This is a genomic window from Parapedobacter pyrenivorans (assembly GCF_014636865.1).
Classification (GTDB): domain Bacteria; phylum Bacteroidota; class Bacteroidia; order Sphingobacteriales; family Sphingobacteriaceae; genus Parapedobacter; species Parapedobacter pyrenivorans.
The window spans coordinates 182,356-199,357 of sequence record NZ_BMER01000005.1 but is presented as its reverse complement, the minus strand read 5'-3'; the positions used below and the strand labels follow the sequence as shown (position 1 = coordinate 199,357).

The 17,002-nt window shown below is 51.7% G+C and carries 14 protein-coding genes; 10 read left to right on the top strand and 4 right to left on the bottom strand.

What is annotated here, in order from left to right:
• Positions 1-104 precede the first annotated feature (104 nt).
• Positions 105-3,026 carry a two-component regulator propeller domain-containing protein gene (locus tag IEV98_RS19950; protein WP_229738868.1) on the bottom strand — a complete coding sequence of 974 codons (2,922 nt, stop codon included), beginning with the start codon at positions 3,024-3,026 and terminating at the stop codon, positions 105-107.
• 131 nt (positions 3,027-3,157) lie between these two features.
• On the opposite strand from IEV98_RS19950, the gene IEV98_RS19945 reads away from it, so the two are divergent.
• The 5 genes from IEV98_RS19945 (at position 3,158) to IEV98_RS19925 (ending at position 11,495) form a co-directional block, all read left to right on the top strand.
• The gene (locus tag IEV98_RS19945; protein WP_188507798.1) at positions 3,158-3,781 is read left to right on the top strand and encodes an RNA polymerase sigma factor; all 624 of its coding nucleotides are present in this window, start codon (positions 3,158-3,160) and stop codon (positions 3,779-3,781) included.
• A 77-nt stretch (positions 3,782-3,858) separates the two neighbouring features.
• A complete protein-coding gene (locus tag IEV98_RS19940) occupies positions 3,859-5,034 on the top strand; it encodes a FecR family protein (RefSeq protein ID WP_188507797.1) in 1,176 nt (391 codons plus the stop codon).
• A gap of 203 nt (positions 5,035-5,237) precedes the next feature.
• A complete protein-coding gene (locus IEV98_RS19935; RefSeq protein WP_188507796.1) occupies positions 5,238-8,546 on the top strand; it encodes a TonB-dependent receptor in 3,309 nt (1,102 codons plus the stop codon).
• A gap of 5 nt (positions 8,547-8,551) precedes the next feature.
• Positions 8,552-10,510, top strand: coding sequence for a RagB/SusD family nutrient uptake outer membrane protein (locus tag IEV98_RS19930; RefSeq protein WP_188507795.1), 1,959 nt, complete (start codon positions 8,552-8,554; stop codon positions 10,508-10,510).
• A 10-nt stretch (positions 10,511-10,520) separates the two neighbouring features.
• Complete coding sequence (locus tag IEV98_RS19925; RefSeq protein WP_188507794.1) at positions 10,521-11,495, top strand: glycoside hydrolase family 43 protein; 975 nt, start codon at positions 10,521-10,523, stop codon at positions 11,493-11,495.
• 84 nt (positions 11,496-11,579) lie between these two features.
• Here the strand turns inward: IEV98_RS19925 and IEV98_RS19920 are convergent, their stop codons facing one another.
• Positions 11,580-12,842, bottom strand: coding sequence for an alpha/beta hydrolase family protein (locus IEV98_RS19920; RefSeq protein ID WP_229738867.1), 1,263 nt, complete (start codon positions 12,840-12,842; stop codon positions 11,580-11,582).
• 168 nt (positions 12,843-13,010) lie between these two features.
• Here IEV98_RS19920 and IEV98_RS19915 point away from each other — a divergent pair, with 168 nt between their 5' ends.
• The gene (locus IEV98_RS19915; RefSeq protein WP_188507793.1) at positions 13,011-13,562 is read left to right on the top strand and encodes a helix-turn-helix domain-containing protein; all 552 of its coding nucleotides are present in this window, start codon (positions 13,011-13,013) and stop codon (positions 13,560-13,562) included.
• Positions 13,559-14,458, top strand: coding sequence for an IS3 family transposase (locus IEV98_RS19910; protein WP_188507792.1), 900 nt, complete (start codon positions 13,559-13,561; stop codon positions 14,456-14,458). The genes IEV98_RS19915 and IEV98_RS19910 overlap by 4 nt, the downstream gene beginning before the upstream one ends.
• Positions 14,459-14,522: 64 nt before the next feature.
• Here IEV98_RS19910 and IEV98_RS19905 read toward each other — a convergent pair whose 3' ends face one another.
• Entirely contained in the window at positions 14,523-14,783 is a 261-nt protein-coding gene (locus IEV98_RS19905) for a hypothetical protein (protein WP_188507791.1), read from the bottom strand.
• Between the two features lie 132 nt (positions 14,784-14,915).
• On the opposite strand from IEV98_RS19905, the gene IEV98_RS19900 reads away from it, so the two are divergent.
• Positions 14,916-15,215, top strand: a complete 300-nt coding sequence (locus IEV98_RS19900) for an Rdx family protein (protein ID WP_188507790.1) — start codon at positions 14,916-14,918, stop codon at positions 15,213-15,215.
• 181 nt (positions 15,216-15,396) lie between these two features.
• Here IEV98_RS19900 and IEV98_RS19895 read toward each other — a convergent pair whose 3' ends face one another.
• On the bottom strand, positions 15,397-16,293 hold the full coding sequence (locus IEV98_RS19895; protein ID WP_188507789.1) for a hydroxypyruvate isomerase family protein: 897 nt from the start codon (positions 16,291-16,293) through the stop codon (positions 15,397-15,399).
• Positions 16,294-16,492: 199 nt separating this feature from the next.
• Here IEV98_RS19895 and rpmB point away from each other — a divergent pair, with 199 nt between their 5' ends.
• Positions 16,493-16,726: a 50S ribosomal protein L28 gene (rpmB, locus tag IEV98_RS19890; protein ID WP_188507788.1), complete on the top strand. Its 234-nt coding sequence runs from the start codon at positions 16,493-16,495 to the stop codon at positions 16,724-16,726.
• Positions 16,727-16,775: 49 nt separating this feature from the next.
• The gene (gene rpmG / locus IEV98_RS19885; RefSeq protein WP_079718388.1) at positions 16,776-16,958 is read left to right on the top strand and encodes a 50S ribosomal protein L33; all 183 of its coding nucleotides are present in this window, start codon (positions 16,776-16,778) and stop codon (positions 16,956-16,958) included.
• Positions 16,959-17,002: the final 44 nt, after the last annotated feature.

Below are 17,002 nucleotides of genomic sequence, written 5' to 3'. Positions count from 1 at the left end.
GCAATTGGTTATCGGCATCAAAAATAGGAGCGACGGGTGGATATGAGGGGATAAGTATGTTAATAAATGCGGGTATTTTGGTTAACTTACCTGCCACTACAAGTCTATTTCCGGTAGGCAGAAGGGGCTACACCGTAAAGTGCTTTGAAATATTTGCTGAACGGCTTGGGATTGCTGAACCCGACTTCATAGGCAATTTCGGCGACGGTGAGTCCCGACTGCTCCAACAGTTGCGCACCCCGCCGTAAACGGATATTGCGGATAAACTCCGATGGCGTGTGGCCTGTTAATGTAAGAATGCGTTTGTACAGGCTGACCCGGCTAACGTGCATCGCATGGGCGAAGGATTCTACGGAAAAGTCGGCTTCAGCCATATGCTGCTCTACCGTATCCAACGCTTTCCTTAAAAATGATTCGTCGGCAGTCATCACCGGCTTTTCGGAAGGAAAAACATCAAGCTTCTTTTTATAAACCTGCTCCATCGTTGCTTGCTGCTTCAGCACGTTTTCCAGCTTGGAGCGAGCCTCCTGGCGTTCCCGCTGCAATGCAAAACGCGTCTTTTCGCGCGTCCGTTCGATATGCCGGATCAACAATATACTACCTAATCCAAAGACCGTATATAGGAAATACGCCCAACCCGTTCTCCAAAATGGTGGCATGATGGTAATGGATGCCAGCGTATAGGGTACACTCCAGTTTTCGCCGTCTTCAGATACCATCACGCGGAATTGGTAGTTGCCGGGATCCAAGTTGGTAAACGCGGCCTTGCGCGTGCGGCGATCCATCGCCACCCAATCTTGGTCGAACCCCTCCAATTTGTAACGGAAATAGGCGCGGTCTTTATTGAGAAAATATAACGAGGCGACCACGAATCCCAGCATATCCTGTTCATGGGAAAGCGTTACCTCCTTGCGGCCGAGCCACTGCGACACGTCTACGCTGCGGTTAAATAGTTGGAAATCGGTGAGCACGGGCGGCGTTTGCGTTGAAGGTGGCGACTGGATATGTGCCGGGTCGATGACGTTGAATCCGGAAGGGCCGCCGAAAAGCAATTCTCCAGTTGATAGCAGACAGATGGCATCTTCATTGAATGCGTTGCCCTGCAATCCGTCCCGACGGTCGTAGTTCCAAAACCGCCATTGCCCGGGGTTGCTTATCTCCTCCCGGATGGCGGAAATGCCCCGGGCTGTGCTGACCCAAATCGTTCCTTCCCGGTCTTCGACCACGCCCAGCACCGTATTGTCCGGCAGTCCATCTTCCATACGGAAAGCCCGGAATGTACCGGTAGCTGCGTCATAGAGGTTCAACCCTTCGCGTGTGGCCACCCAAATGCGTTGATGGCCATCTTCGATAATCTCGTTGACATGATCGTTGCTCAGTGCCCCCGGCTGATCTCCTCGATAGGAAAACAGTTTGAATGTGCCTTCCGGCGTGAGCATTTCGACACCCGTAGCCGTGCCGAACCAAATTCCGCCCCGCTGGTCTTCGGTAATGGCCGAGATGTAGGCAGATTGCGTAAATCCCTGCTCACCAAAACCCAACCGGGTGAAACGGCCTGTGGCACGATTGAGCTGAGCCAATCCGGCCTTGAGTGTACCCACCCAAAACCGCCCGCGGGTGTCCTCATAGATTTCCCAAACACTGTTGTCGGGAATGGAAGCCGGATTAAGCGCATCATGTGTATAACGTACAAATCGATGGCCATCGAAACGGTTGAGCCCTCCGTGATATGTACCGATCCAGAGCACACCTTTGCGATCGATGTACAAGTTGACAATCACATCGCTGCCGAGACTGTGCGGATCTTTGGGGTTGTGGCGGTATTGCGTAAACCGATTGGCCCGCCGATCGAAATAAATCAGTCCGCCGCCATTTGTACCGATCCATACATTACCCTTCTCGTCTTCCACAAACTGGTTGATGTCATCAAACGGCAGCACGGACTCACCCCTACCCCGCTGCCGTTGGTACAGCGCAAACTGAATCTGGCTGGGGTGATAATAACTGACACCGCGCTTGAACGTACCGGCCCATAGGATGCCGTCTACATCGCAGTAAATCGCCATGACACTGTTCTGGCTTATGGTCCGGTCGTTGTATTCATCGTGTAGCAAATAGGAAATCTGCCGATTCTTGGGGTCAACGAGATTGATCCCGCCGTGATCCGTGGCAATCCAGATGTTTCCGTCGGGGTCTTCGGCCATCCCGAAAATAAGCTGGTTGTTCAACGACATGCCTTCGGACTCGGTCGTTAGGTGCAGGGGCGGGCCCTGCTCATCGGGCCACCAATAAACGCCCACCGGCAGACTGGCGGCATATACCCACGGATACCCATTGCGATCAATGAACAGCTGGAAATCTGCGCTGCCCTGATCGCCGCCATCGCGGTCGCGCAACCGATACGCAACCCGCGATCCGCCCTCCAATTGACAGACTGTACCCTGTTGATCGACCGTCCAGGCTTTTCCCGACCGATCGAGCGCAATCCCGGTAACGGGGGCCGCGGGGTCTGCTCTTGGATAGGAAGAAACCACGCCGTTTTGCTCGTCGTAGCTGGACACCATCCCCTCTGCCTGCAAAAACCAGCATTTGCCCTGATCGTTGCGTTGGATAGCTATTATTTCCGCTATCGGCAGTCCCATCGACTGCAAGACACTATCTACATTGCGTATGAATTGTTCCCGACGGTCGTCGTATATGTTCATGCCCAGTTTCGTCTTTACCCACAGTTGACGATGCGGCCCAACAAACAAATCCAGGATATCACTGTCGACGATACTGTACGGTTGGTTTGCAGCATGCCGGAATACCTTGACTTCATGCCCGTCATAACGGCTGAGCCCCGCGGGTGTACCAAACCAAAGGAAGCCACGCTTGTCCTTCACGATAGCGGTAACGTGGTTATGCGACAATCCCTCCTCCACGCTGAGTTGCTGGAACTGGACCGCCTGCGAAACTCCCCGAAAGGGTAACAGGCAACCCACCACCATACAGCACATCAGTATACGCAACATCGGCTTATGCATTCAGCCAAAGCTACGAATTTCGGTGCATTTTCTGTCAGTGCCCGGCTGGAAGGTCTTGCCATCACCAGCTTTTCATTTTTTGTGTTAGCTTTGCCGCAAGAAGCGTGGTTAGTAAGCTCACTTTATAAACCTTGGGCAGGAACAACGGGAATTTCATGGAGTCGGGAAAGGAAAAATCGATAGACGGGAGCTTGGTTCGTCGGTTGAACAGCGGAGATGGGCGTGCCTTTCGCATCATCTATGATGGGCTATACGCCAAGGTTTATCGTTTTGCCTTTACGCTTACCAAGCGCCGCGATCAAAGTGAGGAAGTGGTGCAGGAAACCTTTCTAAGACTCTGGCTTCATCGCGCGGACATCGACGCCTCCCGCTCATTGGATGCTTTCTTATTTACGATAGCCCGTAGGCTGGTCATTGATATCATGAGGAGTGCAACGAGCACTGCCGCATTGCGCGATAACCTTTGGTCATCCATGCAAAAGGAAGATCACGCTACTGAAGAGGCCATCCTAGAAAGTAACCTCGCCGACTTGGTGAATGAAGTAGTCGCCCAGCTCCCCACCCAGCAACAGCTAATCTTCAAACTAAGCCGCGAACAAGGATTGACCCATGAGGAAATTGCGGCCAAGCTGGGAATTTCGAAAAACACGGTCAAAAACCACCTGGTCAGCGCATTAAAGACCTTGAAACGCAAACTGGCAAGACACGGCTTTCCCATTCTAATGTTTTTTTTCATTTTTTTGCTATATGACTAGTCCTATTACCCCGGCTTATCCGTAATCCCTTCCTGAGGCAGGAACTGTTTTCCTGCCAGTCGCTTTATCATTTATAAATGGACGTACACAATCTACGTATCCAGCAACTGTTGCAGCGCTATGCGCAGGGCCAATTGACTAGGGAAGAATTTGACGAGCTGTTTGACTGGCTGCATCACGCTGACGGGGAGCAAGTACCCGGGCTTGAAACGATCTGGGACGATATAAATGTCGAAAAACGCCCCGTAGCGAACGGCGCGGAGCTGTTTGATCGAATTAAAAACGACCCCCGGTACCGTAGCTCCCGGCCACGCCCACTGTTCAGGCAGCTACGACGGTATGCGGCTGTAGCAGCGCTCTTCGTGCTGTGCTGTTCGTTAGCTACCTGGCTTTATTTAAACCGTGCAGACCGGGATGCGCCAATACAATCGGCAGCGATACACAGTGCGCCTGTGTTGGAGCCCGGTGGTAATCGAGCAACGCTGGAATGGGCCGGCGGCGGGGAGCTCGAATTGGATGACGTGCCAACGGGTATCGCTATGGATCGCGGCTCAGCCGCATACGGCGATGGCGCTGTGCTCGGCAACGACGTAAACCGACAGATACAGCAGAGCGAAACGTTGATGCTCCGCGTGCCCCGTGGCGGGCAATACCGAATCACCCTTGAAGATGGAACCATCGCTTGGCTCAATGCCGGGTCGTCACTGCAGTATCCGGTACGATTTGCCGATGAACACCGTCAGGTAATACTGGAAGGCGAAGGATATTTTGAAGTGTCGAAAGACCCGACCCGGCCGTTTCTGGTGCAATGCGGTAATGCCGTAGTGACGGTATTGGGTACGCGGTTCAATGTGAGTGCTTACCCCGACGACAACCAGATGGTGACCACCTTGGTGGAAGGATCCGTACGCGTAAGCCAGGGTACGGAACAGGTGATGTTACGACCCGACCAAGCGGCTATCGTGAATGGCAATGCCGAGCCACCGATCCGCGTAAAGCGCGTAAACGCGGAAGCAGCCACCGCATGGACCACTGGCCTTTTCATGTTTGACCGCGATGCGATCCCCGATGTGATGAAACGCATCAGCCGATGGTACGATGCCGACATCGAGTTGCAAGGTAGCCTTGAAGACCGGACACTCGGCGGTACGGTATCGCGCTATGAATCGGTTGAACAACTATTGAACGTATTGGCCCTGACGGGCAACTTCAACTATAAAATCGAAGGAAGGAGGATCATTGTCATGGAATAACACAGGCAAACAGTGGATAGCCATGGCAAGAAAAACTACCGGAGGCGTTGGCGCGCCCCCAGGTAGTGTAGCCGTAGCTAGTCCGGAAGAATAAAACTGAACAAGAGCATCCAATTTTAAATTCCATAAACCAAATGTATAAAAAATTTACGGGAATGGGAGGGGCACGCCGTTGCCGCCTCCTACTACGAATAGTCATGTATATGAAAATCGTCTGCTTTGTGATGTTGGTCACCGCACTCCACGTGCACGCGGTGTCACTGGCGCAGATAACCATCAAAGAGCAAGCCGCTCCGCTGGAACAGGTGTTCAACGAAATCCGAAAACAAAGTGGATTCAACATCCTGTTTGTTCCAGAACTACTGGATCGTGCCAAACCGGTTACCTTAAACCTGAAAGACGCGTCATTGCAACAGGCGCTTGCGGAATGTCTGGACGGACAAGGATTGGCTTACCGCATCGTAGACAACAATGTGGTCATCATGCGGCAACGGGCTGACAACGTGCAAACGAAGTTCACTGGCAGGGTAACGGACGAACAGGGACGACCGTTGATAGGCGCCACCGTGCGCGGCAAGGCGGTAGGTAGTACAGCCACGCAGACCGGCCGCGACGGAACCTTTGAACTACCGCTTACGGAGGTACCGGACATACTGGTATTCAGCATGCTGGGCTTTGAGACGCTGGAGCTGCCAGTAGGCAACCAAACCGAGATGAAGGCCGTACTAAAAGCGAGCAATACGGGGCTGGACGAGATTGTGGTGGTGGGCTACGGCGTGCAGCGCAAAAGCGATGTAAACGCGGCCATTGTGTCGGTAAAGCCAGACCAGTTGGTCAAAACGGGCAATCCATCATTGGCACAGATGCTGGAGGGCCGGGCGGCGGGCCTCACCGTGATGGAAAACAGCGCACAACCCGGAGGCGGTACCACGTTGCTGATCCGTGGTGCAGCGTCTGTGGGAGCCGGAAATGACCCACTGATCGTCATCGACGGCTTTCCGGTATCCAATAATAACACCGAACCCCGAAGCGGAAACCGTTACAGCATGGGATCACGCAATATCCTGAATACCATCAATCCAAATGATATTGCCTCGGTGGAAATCCTGAAAGATGTGTCGGCCACCGCCATCTACGGGGCGCGGGCAGCGAATGGGGTGATCCTTATCACCACTAAGCGCGGCGCAGCGAATACCGTCCGCTTTGAATATGCCGGCGACTATACGGTGCAGCAAATCGCCAAGCGGCCGGAATTGCTGAGTGCGCGCGAACTGAAAACTGAAACCAATCGCTACCTGCATGAAGAATACCTGCTAGCCAACAAAATCTATCCCTACGGTGGGACCGACCCATCCGTGGTCAGTCCATTTATACCCCGTTATTCGGAAGCCGATATCGCAGCCACGGGAGCCGGCACAGATTGGTACAGCACGATTATGCAACAGGGGCTGGTTAATCAGCATAATGCTTCGCTCACAGCCGGAACAGATAAAATCAAACTGATGCTTTCGGGTAACTATTTCGACCAACAGGGTGTGCTGCGCACCTCCGGCCTACGCCGGTATTCGGCCCGTCTCAACCTGGACCATCAGGTAACCCGCTGGCTGGACTACGGCGTATCGTTACTGGGCAGCAAAATCCACAATAAAAATGCGGCGCTAGGCGGCGGTATGAATGAAAATTCCGGCATTATCCAGTCGGCCATGATTTACAGCCCGATGATCGGTACACAGCGGCAAGCCAATGGCGAATACCTCATCAATCCGACCCAAGCACTCATCCCCAATCCGTTGTCTTTCCTGGATGTCATCGATTTTTCGGATAATACGCGGTGGCTGATGAATTCCTTCGCCAAAGCGCAGATCGACCCCTACGCTGCCGTAAAGGTATCCGTGGGATTTGACAATGACCGGGGAATCCGAAAAAACTACCTGCCGAAAACGTTCATGTACGGCAAAGGGCAGAACGGTGTGGCGAATATCAATGAGATTGAAAAAACCGATTACCTCTTTGAGGCAACATTCAATTACAATCGGCGCTTCAACGATGACCGGAATAGCCTGAGCGGCGTTTTGGGGTATTCCTACCAGCATTTTAATAACGAGGGTTTGATCTTGTATGCTTATGATTTCTTCACCGACGCATTTTTATTCAATAAAATGTCTGTAGGTGAAGGTTTGGCGGGCATCGACTCATACCGTGGCACATCCGTGCTCGCTTCTTATTTCGGCCGTGTTCAATACGGTATCAACGACCGGTACCTCTTTACGGTAACGGCTCGCGTAGATGGAAGTGATAAGTTTGGCGCCAACAACAAATATGGGTTCTTCCCGTCAGCTGCCTTTGCTTGGCGGTTAGTGGATGAGCCTTTCATGCAAGATGCCACAGGAGTCTCTGACCTGAAGCTCCGCGTGAGTGCCGGACAAACCGGCAACAGCAACATCGGCAACAACGCATATGAATACTACGATGCCTCAGGCCGCAACTACATTTTCTCCGGCCTGGAAAATACCGGTGTAAACCTCTCTCAACTGGCCAACCCCAACCTCAAATGGGAAACGACCACCGAATACAACCTGGGTGTAGACTATGGATTCTTCAAAAACAGGCTTTCGGGAAGCGTAGACGTATTTTACAAAGAGATACACGATTTGTTGGGATCGCGCAGGCTGATGTCGAGCTCGATTGTGGGCTCGGTGCCGGCTAACTTAGGACGCACCCAAAGCAAGGGACTTGAAATCGCCGTGAACAGTGTGAACATCGATGGGCCGTTTACGTGGAATACATCGTTCAACCTCACCTCTTTTCGTGATAAATGGCTGGAGCGGAGCCCCGATGTCATACTCGCACCCTACCAATCAGCGAAAGATCCCATCCGTGCGATCTTCGAATTCATCCCGGAAGGAATCATCCAGCCGGGTGAAACAGTGGCCCATATGCCACAGGCCGTACCGGGCATGATGAAAATAAGGGATGTGGACGGCGATGGCAAAATCAACGTGAATGATATGGTGCTCGTCGGCTCGAACGACCCCAAATTTACCATGGGACTGGGTAACCAGTTTGCTTACAAAGGGTTTGACCTGCAGGTCTTCTTCTATGCGGCGCTGGGAGCCAAGCGCTGGTCACACCTCAACTTTTGGTATGGTGCGCAAAACGAGTTGCTCAAAATCAAGGATGGCAACAACTTCCTAACCACCATCAAGGACCGATGGGCGCATGATAATACCTCAGCGGAAACCCCTGGCGGATTTCGCAATCCCTACTTACTGGATGGCAATTATGGCCATGAAGATGGCGCTTACCTGCGTTTGCGAAACGTGACGCTTGGCTACGACCTGAAACAGCAGTTTGCCGGGTTGAAGGGTATTAGCAATCTCCGGATATATGTAACCGGGCAGAACCTGTTTACCATTACGAAGTTTTCGGGCCTCGATCCGCAGATTGAGGACAGTAGCGCGCCTTATCCGCTACAACGTGCATTTTCACTGGGATTGAACCTAACACTTTAAAAAACATGAAGACATTTTTGAACTATACACTGATGTTGGTCCTGGGGTTTGTGCTTTCTTCCTGCGAGAAGGACCTCAATCCCATCATCTACGACCGCATCGCACCAAACAATTTCTTTCAGAACGAAAACGATCTGCGTGCCGCCACGACCAGCATCTACTGGGAGTTGAAGACCAACGGCTGGGGGCCCTATCGGGTATCTGATGGATCTGCCTTCATCATGAATGAAGGGGCTACCGGCGAATGGATGACCAAGTGGAGCTGGGACGCCTTCCAGTCGCTCAACTGGATCATCGGCGAGAAGATGGTTTATGGCTTCTACGAGAGTATCGTGCCGGCCGTGACCCGTGCGACCTACATGATTGAGCGTATCAAGGAGTCGCCTGTGGATGACGCGGTCAAAAACAAGTATATCGCCGAACTGAAGTGCCTGCGTGGCTTTTTTGCAGCAGATCTTTACCATTTCTACGGCCCTCTTCCAATCATTGTAGACCGTGAACTGGCCTACAACCCTTCACCGGACTACCGCCCCGAGCGCCCCAGCAAAGAATGGATGACGGGCTTCATCGAACAGGAACTACGCGAAGCTGCGGATATGCTCCCGGTAACCCAGCAAGACTACGGCCGCTGCACCAAGGGCGCAGCATTGATGAAACTCATGAAGTTTTATATGAACGAGAAGGAATGGCAGAAAGCGCGGGATGTGAGCAGTGAGCTGATGGGCCTTGGCTATGCGCTGCAAGAAGACTACCAACAGATTTTTTCAGCGGCAAACGAAGGGAACAGCGAGCTGATCTTCGTGGTGACCAGTGAACCGCGCGAAGGATTCGGTTTACTTTTGTTTTCGAATATGCTACCGCCGGACTACCGTTCATCGGTGGGTGTAGACTATGCGGCATGGAACGGGTGGCGCGTACCCTGGTCTTTTTACGATAGTTTCGAGCCGGGGGACAAGCGACGCGACCGTATCCTGACCAAATATCCCTCCAAGGCTGGCGGCGAAGTGGATATGCGCGCGGCTGGTGAACCGGGAGGGCTTTCCTTCAAATATCCCGAAGACCCCAACAATCCGGGTCAATGGGCAGGCAATGATCAGGTAATCTTCCGCTATGCAGACGTACTCCTTGCCCGTGCGGAAATCCTCAATGAACTTAACGGTCCAAACCAAGAGAGCATAGACCTCATCAACCAAGTGCGCGATCGAGCTTTTGGCGCGGGTGGACAGTCGCCGGAAGTGATCGTGGTAGATGAGCAATTCGAAGGTAATTTTACCGACAACGCCGTTGGTGCTATCACGGTAAACAATTTCCAAGAAGATCAGGCATCGCTCAGCTACCGGACCGCGACTAACGATGCATTGTCGGCCTCGAAAGCAGTGAACCTGTCGATTGCCAACCCGGGTACGGAGTGGTGGGCTATTCAGGTACGCGCGGATAATATCGAGGTGGAAGAAGGGAAATCGTATTCAGTAAGCTTCAAAGCGCTGGCTGATAAAGACGTCAGCTTCAGCTTCCGCGCCGAAGGCTCCATAGCACATACCCAAAATATCACGCTAAAAGCCAACGAAGTAACCGAAGTAAGTTTCGAGCTCTCGACGCCCCACGCTACCGGTGGCAGTGTGCTATTTCTAGCCCTCGGCAATTCGGCCGCGGACTACGACCTTTGGATCGATGATCTCGTTGTCAAAAAGAACGCGGCTACCGGCGGTGGTGGTGGCTACCGGCTCGAATTAGCGGACTACGCCGGTAAAGAGGCACTGCGGGACCGCATCCTGCTGGAACGCGGATGGGAGCTGTGGTGGGAAGGTGTGCGCCGGGAAGACCTACTGCGCCATGGCTCCTACCTAGATGTTGCCAAACAACATGGTGGCAGTAACGCTTCATCCAAGAATCTCTTGTTTCCGATACCCAATTGGGCATTGATCGAAAATCCCAATATCATCCAAAACGACGGTTATAATTAAATTGAAAGCCATGAAGAATCCAATGCATTTTCTATTTTTATCCGGTATCATACTTTGCTTCGCAGCCGCCTGCTCGTGCTCGAAATCATCCGGCGAACCCAAAGACACTACACCGCCAGAACAAGAAGAATATACCATTCCCTACGGATCATTCCAAGCGCGAGACCCCTTTATCGTGCAGGATCCGGAAACCGACCTGTACTACCTGCATGTGAATAACAAGCCAGGTTTCAAGGTATATGAGAGTAAGGACCTGAAATTGTGGAAAGACAAAGGCAACGCATTTGTGGCCGGTGCCGATTTCTGGGGTAAGGAAGATTTCTGGGCACCGGATGTGTACAACTATCAGGGGAAATATTACCTGTTTGCGACCTTCAGTGCGCCCGGCAAAAAGCGAGGCACTTCCATCTTAGTTTCAGACAGACCGGACAGTGGTTTTAAACCGCTTGTAAATAGCCCCATTACTCCGACCAATTGGATGTCTCTCGATGGTTCATTGCACGTAGACGAGGCGGGTACACCGTGGTTGCTATTCTGCCGCGAATGGTTGGAGGTAGGCAATGGCGAAATCTACCTGCAACAGCTTTCGACAGACCTGAAGACAACCGTGGGCGAGCCGATACTGTTGTTCAATGCGGGATCGGCGGCATGGACCGGTACCATCACCGCCCATGGCACGACTGGCTATGTAACCGATGCCCCATTTGTGCATAAAGCCATGAATGGCCAGCTGCTGATGCTATGGTCCAGCTTTACCAAAGCGGGGAAATACGCTATTGGCATTGCCCGATCGGAAAGTGGAAACCTAGCTGGCCCATGGACGCTCGATGATACGCCAATCAACGATGACCATGGCGGCCATGCCATGCTTTTTCGCGCATCGGGCAGGTTGATGATCTCCTACCACGCGCCTAACGATGCACCGTCCTATCCTGTGTTGTACGAAGTGGTGGAAAACGATGGTAAACTGACTATCATGAAATAGCGAAAGCCTTTGTGGCGGTATGCAAACACCGGATGGAAGATCACTTTCATCCGGTGTCTCTTTGCCGTTAAAACAAGAAAGTCCTTATTTTCTAAAATGTTTATCGGCGAAGTCCAGGAATGCCAGCCAATCATACCGCGTTACATCATGCTTACCAGCACGGATGTGATAACCCACGTCGTTCATGATGGGTTGGTGAATGGGTGGTGGAGTCGCGGACGGAAGCCCCTTCAGGTTGTATAATGCATATGCTGGACTGGCGTGGTATGCTGCCAGATACTCGCCTTTGGGATCTGCCCAGCGGTCTTCTTCGGCACTCGCGACATACACCGGCCGAGGCGCCATCAATGCGAGCAGCTGATGCTGGTCGACAGGCATATCCTCTTCTCTTCCATGATATCGATCTAGGGCACGACAGAACCATGCGGGCTTGATGTTGCTCACAATGGCGATGGTTTCGCCATACTTGCGCCTGGATAGGGCTGCGCCTCCAGCACCGGAATCATTGGAGATGACAATTTTGAATCGCATATCCTGCGCGCCGGCCCATAGGGCGGCTTTGCCCTGCCGGGAGTGACCCATAATGGCAATGCGGTCCATATCTACGCTGGGTTCGGTAGTTAGGTAGTCCAGTATACGGCTAGAACCCCAAGCCCACGCACCGATGGCCTGCCACTCATCGGCGGCGTCTTCACCCTTGCCATAACCAGGGAAAAGGGATACTACGCTATGATCTTTCAAATCTGGCTTGTCTGGAAAGATATCGTGATAGCACATCGTAGCGATGCCATAGCCGCGCGCGATAACATCATCATAAGCCCACCGGCTGGCCTGGCAGCCGCGCTCCCAATCCGGATGGTTCGGTTCCTTCACCAACGCGAAGTTTTTCGTGTACAGGATGGTGGTATCCAATGTGGTACTGTGGTTACCTTTGAAATTATAAGCTACAAATAGTGGGAATTTACCCTGTACGTTATTGGGCAGGAAAAGCAGTAGTATAGCCTCAATTTCCTTCTTTCCGTTATGGAAGACAAACTTAATCTGTTTACTCGTTGCTTTGCCCCCCAATGCATGCGGGTTTTCGGTGAGTACCTCATAGCGAACGGCTATCGGATCTTTCGGTGTACGGCCGTAGACCTGTCTGGCAAATAACTCCAGGATTTCCGGGCGCCGCTGTTGCTCCCATTGCACTGTGTTGGTTACCTGCAGCCCATCCGCCGTTTCCAATAATGCCGGCAGCGTATATACGGGCACCTTCGATTCGTCATAGTTGACGCTGCCGGGCTGTGCCCTAACTGTACTGAATAGGATCAACACCGTTGCGGCGATATAGAAGGTTTTCATCATGGTTTAAAGTTAAGAATTTATTTTATTCCAATACTAAGCGTTGCCCATAGCTCGCTTCTTTGCACAAACGTAGGCAGGTGAGCCGTCCTGTTCAACTTATGGCAGCGATTGGCACAAACTGGCACAAATTGTCGATTCCTAAAAAAGCTATACACAATTTAACTGTGTATGGAAGACAAAAGAAGTAAGGGGAAGTCGTCGAGAGCGGACAAACATATCCCATTCGACAAGCGGGAAATCATGAAGATAGTAGGGATGATCGAGTCGGGGGTCCCCCGCAGGGAGATCTTAAGCCAGTATGGGATGCATCATTCCACCCTGACCTATTGGATGAACCGTCACGGATCGCCTGCTTACCGGGGTGAGAGACCCCGTTGCTACAGTCCATCGGAGAGACGCTCCATCCTGCGGGCGGTGGAATCGGGCATGGGCGTCCGGCAGGCATGCGTGGCCTTCGGTGTGAGAAGCAGGTCTACCGTGGACCGCTGGCTGCGGCTGGAGAAGAGCGCGAGTCCGGGGAATAATGCCGAACTTAGCCCCCAAACACCGGTTATGCAGCCAAAGGAAGAATACGGGACTGATGAGCGCAAAGCCCTGGAACAGCAGCTGGCCGGGGCGCAGCTGAAAATCCGGGCACTGGAAACGATGATCGATATCGCCCAGGAGCAGCTTAAAATCGATATCCGAAAAAAGTCTGGTGCCAAACAGTCACCCAAATGAAACAGGACTACCCCTCATTGGGGATAAAAACACTGTGCAGACTGTTTGGCAAGACGCGCCACGCCTGGTACGATTACCAATGGCGCTCCCGGGATATGGGCGTAAAGGAAGACATCGTCATACAGCATGTGATGGATATCCGCAGGTCACTGCCCCGGACGGGCACCCTGAAATTACACCACATGATCAGCCCCATGCTGGCACAGCATGGCATCAGCCTGGGCCGCGATTACCTGTTTGACCTTATGCGCGAACACGGGTTGCTTGTCCGGCGCAGGAAGAGACGCGTGGTGACCACCGATTCCCGGAACTGGATGCATAAATACGCCAATCTCATCAAAGGGGTACCGGCGGACCGGCCGGAGCAGATCTGGGTGAGCGATATCACCTATATCCGCATCAACAACGGATGGGGATACCTCAGCCTGATCACCGATGCGTATTCCAGGAAGATAATGGGGCATTGCTTCCATAAGGACCTTTCCGCCCGGGGATGCCTGCGGGCCCTGGAAATAGCACTGGAAAACCGGATGTACAATCAGGGACTGATCCATCATTCCGACCGCGGGTCCCAGTATTGCAGCAGGGAATACGTGGAAACGCTGCTGGCCAGCGGAATTGCAATCAGCATGACCGAAAACGGGGACCCCTATGAGAACGCCCTGGCCGAACGGGTCAACGGTATCATCAAAGAAGAGTTCAGCCTGCACCATTCCGGGACGGGCTTTGACGATACCCGCAAAAAAATCGCTGAAAGCATCCGCGCCTACAATGAAATCAGGCCCCATGCCAGCTGCGATTACCTCACGCCCGAACAGGCACACCTCAGAACAGGGGATCTGGCTAAACGGTGGAAAAATAAAAATATAAAAAAACAGGTCAATGCTGTTGTATAGCTCATGCAGAATTTACAAATTGCAGTGTATAACCAAATCAGAATTTATTAGCTAACCTGTATAGCTATTTCAGGACAAGACATTGTTCGAGTGCTGTTCGAGACTTGTTCGACACGGCTTCGACAATCCTTCGACCCGTGTTCGGCAGGCCTTCGGCAACAAACCGAAGCCTGGCCGAAGGACACACGGGGAAAATCCGAACCAGGGAATAGCCAATTTCGAACCCATCCCGGTCAGTGGTCAGGTTCTGCCGCTTGCTTTCCTTCCGTTCTTCATCCAGCGCGCTGAGGTAGGGGAAATCCGGCCCCGCTCCCGTGTGTAGCACCCCGTTTTAAGCATTGTATATTACCGATGCAGCTGTCATCTATCCGCGTTTAATGAGGTACTATGTCCGTTGCGCCTTGTGCCCGTGACAGTATTTTGCGTACTTTGTGTCATCTTTGTAACACGACAGACAATGAAACCAACAATTACTATTGAATATTGCCCCAAATGCGGCTGGATGCTGCGATCGGTATACTTTGCATCGGAATTGCTTACCACTTTCGCTGAAGAGCTCAACGGCGTGCTGTTGCACCCTTCGGATACTGCGGGAAAATTCTGTATTCTGCTCGACGGGAAACTGATGGTGGACCGCAAAATAAATGGCGGATTCCCAGAGATAACCGCTTTGAAGCGCTTGGTTCGAGATCACGTAGCGCCAAATAAATCACTGGGGCACTCCGAGAAGGGCGATGGAAAAATACAAAAAAGTTAAAAATAATTTGCATAGTGTAAAAAATACACTACCTTTGTTGCATCATAATTTAGGTTTATAATTGGTTAGTAAAGGTTTCCATTCTCCCCGTTTGGAAACCTTTCGTTTTTTCAGGTAATTCCCTCGCCGGTATGCACGAAGACTCAAGAACACTACTGTATCTCACATTGGAACGCGACACCTACGCAACGTCACAGATTTGGATGGCCTGTTCCAGCGAAGCCAGCGGTTCTGGTCGGCTGGGAATGAATTCCTGAGCAACATAACCTTTGAAGCCGGTTTCGACGATTGCCCGCATGATGGCCGGATAGTTTAGTTCCTGCATTTCGTCGATTTCATTCCGCCCCGGCACACCCCCAGTATGGTAGTGTGCAATATATTTGTGGTGTTTCCGGATCGTTGCAATTACATCCCCTTCCATGATTTGCATGTGGTAGATGTCATAAAGCAGTTTAAACCGATCTGACCCCACCTCGTTGCACAGGGCCACACCCCATTCGGTATGGTCACATTGATAGTCAGCATGGTCCACCTTGCTGTTGAGCAGCTCCATCACCAGTGTTACACCATATTTTTCGGCGGTTTCTAAGAGTCTCCTGAGGCCGATTGCACAGTTCTGGATACCTTGCTCGTCGGCCAGCCCATTTCGATTGCCCGAAAAGCAGATTAACTGATTGTAACCTGCGGCTGCGACCTGCGGAATCAGTTGTTCGTAACTCGCTACCAGCTCGTCATGGTATCTGGGATCATTAAACCCTTCAGTAATGCCACGCCCTGCCCCGTGAGTAAGTGCGGCGGTAAGTCCATATTTTTGCAACACAGGCCACTCGTCTGGGCCAACGAGGTCAATACCTGCGATCCCGATGTCTTTTGCCGCTTTGCACAAGTCATCTAAGGGAATGGAAGGGTAGCACCAGCGACATACCGAATGGTTGATCTTGCCCTTCAACGGATTGGGCAACGCCTTTTCGGCGGCAGATACGTGACGAAATAAATCCGTTCCCAGCATGGCGGTAGTCGTGGCGGCTACCGCCTTTAATACGCTTCTTCTGGAAAAAACTTGTGGTGTGGGTTTCATGGGCATCGCTATTGAAATCATGTAACGTACATCGTTGATCTGCCAAACCTACTAAAAATGCTCAGTAATTCAATAAGGTACGGGCAGTCGGTGGCAAAAAACCAAAACAAAAAAATAATTGTATAATAAAAAACAAATGCTGATATTTGCAAGCTCTTTGCGAAAAGGCATATTAAAATAGATATAACAGCATACAATCATGTCAAGAGTTTGTGATTTAACAGGAAAAGGGGCGATGAACGGGTATAACGTTTCCAATTCGAATGCGAAAACGAAGCGTAAGTTTTATCCCAACTTGCAGACCAAGCGTTTCTTCATTCCCGAAGAAAACCGCTGGATTACCTTGAAAGTATCCACCTCGGCGATAAAGACCATCAATAAGAATGGCATCACGGCCGTGATCAACAAGTTTATCAAAAAGGGATACGTTTAATCAGGAAGGCTATCCGTGCCACTTCGACGGATCATAATACAATAAGCAAATGGCAAAAAAAGGAAATAGGGTGCAGGTGATTTTGGAATGCACCGAGCACAAAGAAAGCGGTCTTCCGGGGATGTCACGTTACATCACCACGAAAAACAAGAAGAACACTACCGAGCGGCTGGAATTGAAGAAATTCAATCCTGTATTGAGGCGAGTGACCGTTCACAAAGAGATTAAATAATCCGCAGTTGCTTTCAAGCAGCAATTTGCAAAATTAATAGAGAG